Here is a 7104-nt window from a genome sequence, read left to right on the forward strand (position 1 = left end):
GCGGCGATGGCCGCCGGCGGCGGCGTCGCGGGGCGGGGGGCGGCGGCCTCCGGCGGGGGCGGCGGGGCGACGGCCGTCGGCTGACGCGCGGCGGCGGGCTTGCCCTCGTCGAGGACGGACGACGCGTCGCCGCCGGCCAGGATGGCGGGTTTGGCGTCGGCCTGCGCCTCAGAGGCCTCGGCGGTGGCCGCTTCGCCGGCGGCCTGGGCCACGACGCCGGCGGCGGTCGCGGTCTTGGCGTCGGTGGCCTTGCCGGCCTGCAAGGTCTGGGCGAGGGCGTCGTCGGAAACCACGGGGCCGAAGGCGGGGGTGGCGGGAGCGCCTGCCGGGGTTTCGCCCGCGGCTTCGCCATCGGCGGTCGTGGGGACGGTGGGGAGCGGTGCGGCGATGGGCTGGGCCAGCAGGGCGGCCAGGATCTGCGCGTCGGTGGTGGGGGTGGTGGTGTCGGCGACCTCGCCCTCGGCCTTGCCGTCCTTGGCGTGCTTGCCATCCTTGGTCAGGCCGGCGGTCTTGGCCACGGGCTTGCCGTTCGCGCCGAGCGCCAGCTCGGCCGCCCCCTGCCCACCGAAGAAGGCGGCCATCAGGGCTTCGAAGCCCGCCGCCGGTCCGCCGGTCGCAGCGGCGCCGCCGAGCGGACCCGCCGCCGCACCGGCGGGGCCGGTGGGCATAAGGGTCGAGGCGTTGAGCAAGGGCGCGGTCATGAGGTGCATGGGTCCAGCGGACGAAGGGGTCGCCACCCTGCCCAGCAACCTCCGCGCCAACTTGGCCAAGCGCCATTAATCGTCTGTTTTAAAAGACTTTTAGTCTCGCGCGCGCACGCTGACGCCAGGTTGTCACGGCGCTTTTTGCCGAGCCTGACCATCTTGATAGGTCGTCCCTGCCGCCCGGTCGGTCTCACCGGTCACTTCGAAGAACTGGCGCCGCTCTTGCGCCACGGATCGCAAGCTCATCGGGGCCCTAAAGGGACCACATTGAAAATGTTGAAGAAAATTAGATCCTACGCGCGGGCGTTCCCCAGACTACCGGCAGATTTGGCCGGGTCGGGCGTCATGCTTTGCCGGGCGGAGGGCTAAGAAGTGTCGCTGACTGTTTCCCTCAGGACTGCGGCCTCCGGGCTGCAGGCCGCGCAGGCCGGCCTGCGGACGACCTCGGACAATATCGCCAACGTCAACACGCCGGGCTACGTCCGCAAGACCATCGACCAGAAACCGCTCGTCGTCGGTGGCATGGGGATGGGGGTCGAGGTTTCCGGCGTCAAGCGGATCACCGACCAGTATCTGCAGATGGCGACCCTGTCGGCGACCTCAGACTCCAAGCGCTGGGGTACGGTGTCGGAATATCTCGACAACGCCCAGAGCCTGTTTGGCGACCCGTCCAGCAACAACTTCTTCTTCTCGCGCATGGACAGCATCTATTCCGCCTTCTCGGCGGCTTCCGATGATCCGTCCTCCAGCCTCCTGCGCAGCCAGGCGATCTCGAACGTCAGCGACTTCCTCAACGAAGGCGCCCGCATCAACTCCCACATCAACGACCTGGGAAACACCGTCGATGCCCAGGCCAAGGCCGATATCGACCGCGCCAACGACCTGCTGGAGCAGATCAACCGGCTGAATTCCGATGTCAGCCGCGCCAAACTGGCCAACGCCGACGCCTCAGGCTCGGAGAACATCCAGAGCCAGCTGATCGACGAGCTGTCGGCCGTCATGAACGTGCAGGTTCAGCAACGAACCCAGGGCGGGGTCACCATTCGATCGGCCGAAGGCTTTCTCCTCGCCGGAGATGCCGCCGCCAAGCTCAGCTACAACCGGACCGAAGGGACGATGTCCTACGTGGCCATCGAACCCACCGGCGGCGTCGGCCAGGCCCAGCCCATCACCATAACGGGCGGCGATCTGCGGGGCCTGATGGACCTGCGTGACCAGATCCTGCCGGGCTTGTCGGATCAACTCGGCGAGTTCGTCAGCCGGGTGACGGAAAAGTTGAACGCGGCGCACAACGCCAACGCCGCGATGCCGCCGCCCGCCAGCATGACGGGCCGTGACGTGGGCATGGACCTGGACACCGCCGCCGCGGGTTTCACCGGCAGCTCCACCATCGCGATTGTCGATCGGGCGAACGGCGTGGTCCAGTCCTCGGTGGTCATCGACTTCGACAACCAGACGATGACCCCCGGCGGCGCCTTCAGCGGTGACTTCCTCGGCGATCTGAACAACGCCCTCGGCGGGATGGCCACGGCCAGCTTCGCCAATGGCCAGCTCAGCCTCGCGGCCGGCGCCGGCTACGGCGTGGCCATGGATGAGGGAACCTCGATGAAGGCCGGCCGGGCCTTCTCCCACTTCTTCGGTCTGAACGACATTGTCCGCTCGAACGGGGTCACCAACTACGAGACGGGTCTGAAACTCACCGATGGCCACGGTTTCACCCCGGGCGATGTGATCAAGCTCAGTCTGGCCCAGGCCGACGGCCGGCCGCTGCGCGACATTTCCATCACCATGCCCCCCGCCGGGACGATGCAGGATCTGCTGGACACCCTGAACGCCAGTTCGACGGGGGTGGGCCTGTATGGGACCTTCTCCCTCGACTCCAGCGGCAAGATGACCTTTGCGGGCAACGGGGGCGGCGATGTCCAGCTCGCCATCGCCAAGGACGACACCAAGCGTGGAGCTGACGGCGCCTCGCTCAGCCAGCTCTTCGGCCTGGGGGTCAACGAACGCTCGAGCCGGGCCGGGCGGTTCAAGGTGGACCAGGCCCTGGTTTCCAACCCGATGAGGCTGGCCCTGGGCAAGCTTGACCTCTCCGTCACCCCGCCGGCCGCCTCCCTGCGGCCAGGGGACGGGCGGGGCGCCCTGGCCCTCGCCGACTCCGGCGATATCGCCACCGCATTCGGCGCTGCCGGAGAGTTGGGGGCGGTGAACATGACAGTCTCTCGCTACGCTGCGGAATTCGGCGGCTCTATCGGCCGCCGCGCCCAGGCCGCCGACACCCGAAAACAGTCCGCCGACTCAGTGGCCACCGAGGCCACGGCCCGGCGGCAGTCGGTGGAGGGCGTCAATCTCGACGAAGAGCTTGTGCGTCTCACCACCTACCAACAGGCGTTTAACGCTTCGGCTCGCATGGTGCAGGCCGCCAAGGAGCTGTTCGACGTCCTCACCAATATGATCTGATCGAAGGCCAACCGCGATGACCCGCGTTTCCACGAACGGCAACTACAGCGCCGTGCTCGCCAATATCCAGGCCGCTCAGCAGCGGCAGATGGAGGCGGGCGCCCGCGTCGCGACCCAAAAGCAGGGAACCGACCTCAAGGGCTATGCGCGCAACGCCGAAATGCTGACCGCGATGAAGTCCATCGACGCGAGGATCGGCGGCTATCTCGAACAGAGCAAGCTAATCACCGACAAGCTGACCACCCAGGACTTCGCCCTCAACCAGATCACCTCGGCGGCGCAGGGGACGCGCGAGACCATCGCCCAGGCCCTGGCCAGCGGGCGGGCCGACACCCTCATGCAGGATCTGCAGGGCTTCTTCCGCAATTCCGTGGATGGCCTGAACGCCCGCTACGGCGGCAAGTATGTGTTCGCAGGTGGCCAGATCGACACCTTGCCGGTTTCCGCCACCTCGTTGAGCGACCTCACCGATCCAGCCAAGGTCATCTCCGACTTCTTCCACAACGACGAGTTCCTGACCCAGGCCAAGGTGGACGACTCCACCACCGTCACCACGGGCTTGCTGGCCAATGGTCTGGGGACCGATCTGATGACCGCCTTCAAGGATGTGCAGGCGTTCCAGGAGGGTCCCGATGGCCCGTTCCAGGGCAACCTCACCGACAATCAACGGATTTATCTGGAGGGCGTGCTGGCCGATTGGGACTCCGTGCACAAGGAAATGATCAACAACACCGCCCGAAACGGGATGGTGCAGACCCGGGTGGATTCGGTGAAGATCGACCTGGTGACCCGCCAGAACAGCCTGGCCGGCATGATGGGCGACATCACCGACGCCGATCCCGCCGAGGCGGCGACGGCGCTGCAGCAGGCCGGCGTGGCGGTGCAGGCCGCAGCCCAGGTGTTCCTGTCGCTGCAGAATTCATCCCTGCTGAACGTGCTCAGATAGGCCCTAGAGCGAGAACTCGGCGCCGATCCGGCCGACCAGACGTTCGCCCCTCCAGACCTCGACGGCGAACTGGTCGGCGCGGAGATCCACCGCCTCCTTCAGGGCCGAGATATCGTCGGGGAACTGCGCCTCGCGGGTGGCGGCGACGTGTTCTTCAGGGTTCAGGACATAAAGCCGGTACTGGTTCATCTACGTCCCCAATCGGTGAGGCAGGGCGCGAGCCATAGGCTCAGTGTCCGTGGGTCTCCGCGGTCAGACGATTACTTCACGGGGACAGCTGGAGCTTACACCACTCGCCTGTCAGGCGAGATCACTGTTTCGCGACTATTTGGCCGGGGCTGTTGCAGTCTGCGCCTCGGGCGTGATCTCGCAAAACCCCGTCCGACCCGCTACATAGGCCCCATGAACGCGCCCGTTCTCTTTGCCGACCACGCCGTAGAAGCCGCCCGCGCCGCGGTGGGCCTGCCGATGGGCGCTCGCGTGGTGGCGGCCATGTCCGGGGGTGTCGACTCCACCGTGACGGCGGCCCTGCTGGCCCGCGCCGGCTACGAGGTCATCGGCGTGACCCTGCAGCTCTACGACCACGGCGCCGCGATCCAGAAGAAGGGCGCCTGCTGCGCCGGCCAGGACATCCACGATGCGCGCACGGCCGCCGACGCCATCGGCATCCCGCACTACGTCCTCGACTACGAGAGCCGTTTCAAGGAACAGGTCATCGAGGAGTTCGCCGACGCCTATCTGCGCGGCGAGACGCCGGTCCCCTGCATCCGCTGCAATCAGACCGTGAAGTTCCGCGACCTGCTGGACGTGGCCCGCGACCTGGGGGCCGAGGCCATGGCCACCGGACACTATGTCCGCCGCGAGATGGGCCCGACCGGGGCCCAGCTGCGCCGCGCCTTCGATCCGGCGCGCGACCAGAGCTACTTCCTGTTCGCCACCACGGCCGAACAGCTGGACTATCTGCGCTTCCCGCTCGGGGACCTGCCCAAGAGCGAGGTGCGACGCGCCGCCGCCGAACTTGGCCTGGCTATCGCCGAGAAGCCTGACAGCCAGGACATCTGCTTCGTGCCCGAGGGCCGATACACCACGGTGATCGACCGTTTGCGCCCGCATGGCGCCGAGCCGGGGGACATCGTCCACCTGGACGGCCGGGTGCTGGGCCGCCACGAGGGCGTCACCCGCTACACCGTCGGCCAGCGCCGGGGCCTGAACGTGGCGGTGGGCGATCCGCTGTTCGTGGTGAAGATCGACGCCGACAGCCGCCGGGTGATCGTGGGCCCGCGCGAGGCCCTGCTGACGGTCGGCTGCGCCTTGAAGGAGATCAACTGGCTGGGCGACCAGGCCAGCATTGAGGCCGCCTGCGAGGGCGGCCTGCCGGTCCTGGCTCGCGTCCGGTCCACCGCCGAGCCCCTGCCGGCCAGGCTCGCCCTGCGCGACGGGGCCGCCGCGGTGATCTTCGACGCGCCCGAGCACGGCGTCTCGCCGGGCCAGGCCTGCGTGCTCTACGACCCGGCGGCGCCCGGCCGTGTGCTGGGCGGCGGGTTCATCGAGAAGACCTTCGGGATCTAGCCGCCACGCCGTTTGCCCGACTTAGTCCCGGTGGTCAGCTTGATGCGCGTCTCGCGCACCGCCACCGACGGCAGGCTGCCCGTCTCCCGGTCCAGATAGGCGGCCACGGCGTCGGGACGCCGCGCGGCCATGGCCCGCAGCAGCCAGGACACCGCCTTGGTGATCAGGATCGGCTTCTCGGCCTTGAGCGCCTCGATTGTGTGGAAGGCCAGGTCGTGGAAACCGTCGTCGTCGGAGCGGGCGGTGGGGCCGGTGAGCAACACTAGGGCGGCGCGGCGCCGGTTGATGTCCGGGCTGATGGTGAGCGCCTCGATCAGCGCCTTCCAGGCCGGCCAATCGCGGCCCATCTCGGCGGCGCTGAAGACGTTCTGGCAGAGATTGTCGACCTCCGCCCAACCGTTGAGCTTGCCCAGCCAGCGATCTAGGTCGGCGGGGCTGGTCGCCGCGCGGGCCGGGGCGCTGTAGCCCAGCAGGAGGGCGGCCAGGGTCTTCTCCTCGTGGGAGGCGCCGTCGAACAGGCTCTCCACCAGGGCCAGGGTCGCCTGCGGCCCTTCGGCTCGATGCTGGGCCAGCCAGGCCTTGGCCATCGCCCGGCGATGAGGGACTGAGACGTTGAAGAACGGCCGGCCGCTGCCGCCATAGGAATCGTTCTGGACCGGGGCGCCGGAGACCGGCCGCGCCAGGCGCCGCAGGTCTTCCAGCAGGAGGGCATGATCGGGATGCATGCCGACAGTCTAGCTTGGCTTCCGCGGGCAGCGCCTTGAAGTTCTTCGCCACCCCGCGCACATCAGGGATCCCTGCGAGGAACTCCAGCCATGTCCGCCTCCGATCCCGTCGTCATCGCGTCCTACGCCCGCACGCCCATGGGCGGTTTCCAGGGGGATCTGTCGCTCGTGAAGGCCACGGCCCTGGGCGCGGCGGCGGTGCGCGCGGCCGTCGAGCGGGCCGGGCTCGACCCCGCCGCCGTGGAGCAGATCATCATGGGCTGCGTCCTGCCCGCCGGCCTTGGCCAGGCGCCGGCGCGACAGGCGGCGCTGGGGGCGGGGCTGCCGCTGTCGGTGGAGGCCACGACGGTCAACAAGATGTGCGGCTCGGGCATGCAGGCCGCGATCCTGGCCCATGACGCCCTGGCCGCGGGCTCCGCGCAGATCGTCATCGCCGGCGGCATGGAGAGCATGTCCAACGCCCCCTATCTGATGACCAAGCACCGGGGCGGCGCGCGCATCGGCCACGATACGATCAGCGACAGCATGTACCTGGACGGCCTGGAGGACGCCTATGAGCCCGGCCGGCTGATGGGCTCCTTCGCCGAGGAGAGCGCCAAGACCTACCAGTTCACCCGCCAGGCCATGGACGACTACGCCATAGAGAGCCTGGCGCGGGCCCGGCGCGCCACCGAGACCGGCGCCTTCGCCCGCGAGATCG

6 protein-coding genes and 1 pseudogene are annotated in these 7104 nt (G+C 68.4%); 4 read left to right on the forward strand and 3 right to left on the reverse strand.

What is annotated here, in order from left to right; translation table 11 throughout:
• On the reverse strand, positions 1-701 hold a 701-nt coding region (locus RMO97_RS08320; protein WP_310540273.1), incomplete at its 3' end, for a hypothetical protein.
• 375 nt (positions 702-1076) lie between these two features.
• Here RMO97_RS08320 and flgK point away from each other — a divergent pair.
• Positions 1077-3164 (forward strand): flagellar hook-associated protein FlgK, encoded by a 2088-nt coding sequence (gene flgK / locus RMO97_RS08325; RefSeq protein ID WP_310540275.1) that lies wholly within the window; start codon positions 1077-1079, stop codon positions 3162-3164.
• A gap of 16 nt (positions 3165-3180) precedes the next feature.
• Positions 3181-4110: a flagellin gene (locus RMO97_RS08330; protein WP_310540277.1), complete on the forward strand. Its 930-nt coding sequence runs from the start codon at positions 3181-3183 to the stop codon at positions 4108-4110.
• A gap of 3 nt (positions 4111-4113) precedes the next feature.
• Here the strand turns inward: RMO97_RS08330 and RMO97_RS08335 are convergent, their stop codons facing one another.
• Positions 4114-4299 (reverse strand): hypothetical protein, encoded by a 186-nt coding sequence (locus RMO97_RS08335; protein ID WP_310540279.1) that lies wholly within the window; start codon positions 4297-4299, stop codon positions 4114-4116.
• 213 nt (positions 4300-4512) lie between these two features.
• On the opposite strand from RMO97_RS08335, the gene mnmA reads away from it, so the two are divergent.
• Positions 4513-5679 carry a tRNA 2-thiouridine(34) synthase MnmA gene (gene mnmA, locus RMO97_RS08340; protein WP_310540281.1) on the forward strand — a complete coding sequence of 389 codons (1167 nt, stop codon included), beginning with the start codon at positions 4513-4515 and terminating at the stop codon, positions 5677-5679.
• Here mnmA and RMO97_RS08345 read toward each other — a convergent pair.
• Entirely contained in the window at positions 5676-6404 is a 729-nt protein-coding gene (locus RMO97_RS08345) for a DNA alkylation repair protein (RefSeq protein WP_310540283.1), read from the reverse strand. The two genes, mnmA and RMO97_RS08345, sit on opposite strands and share 4 nt — an antisense overlap.
• 90 nt (positions 6405-6494) lie before the next feature.
• On the opposite strand from RMO97_RS08345, the pseudogene RMO97_RS08350 reads away from it, so the two are divergent.
• A pseudogene (locus RMO97_RS08350) lies at positions 6495-7104 on the forward strand (acetyl-CoA C-acetyltransferase); the annotation flags it as partial.

This window comes from Phenylobacterium sp., from assembly GCF_031425575.1.
In the GTDB taxonomy this organism is placed as follows: domain Bacteria; phylum Pseudomonadota; class Alphaproteobacteria; order Caulobacterales; family Caulobacteraceae; genus Phenylobacterium.

Bases quoted from the DNA above. Each gene is read 5' to 3' on its own strand.
- RMO97_RS08330 (WP_310540277.1), top strand. From the start codon at position 3,181: ATGACCCGCGTTTCCACGAACGGCAACTACAGCGCCGTGCTCGCCAAT.
- RMO97_RS08335 (WP_310540279.1), bottom strand. From the start codon at position 4,299: ATGAACCAGTACCGGCTTTATGTCCTGAACCCTGAAGAACACGTCGCC.
- mnmA (WP_310540281.1), top strand. From the start codon at position 4,513: ATGAACGCGCCCGTTCTCTTTGCCGACCACGCCGTAGAAGCCGCCCGC.
- RMO97_RS08345 (WP_310540283.1), bottom strand. From the start codon at position 6,404: ATGCATCCCGATCATGCCCTCCTGCTGGAAGACCTGCGGCGCCTGGCG.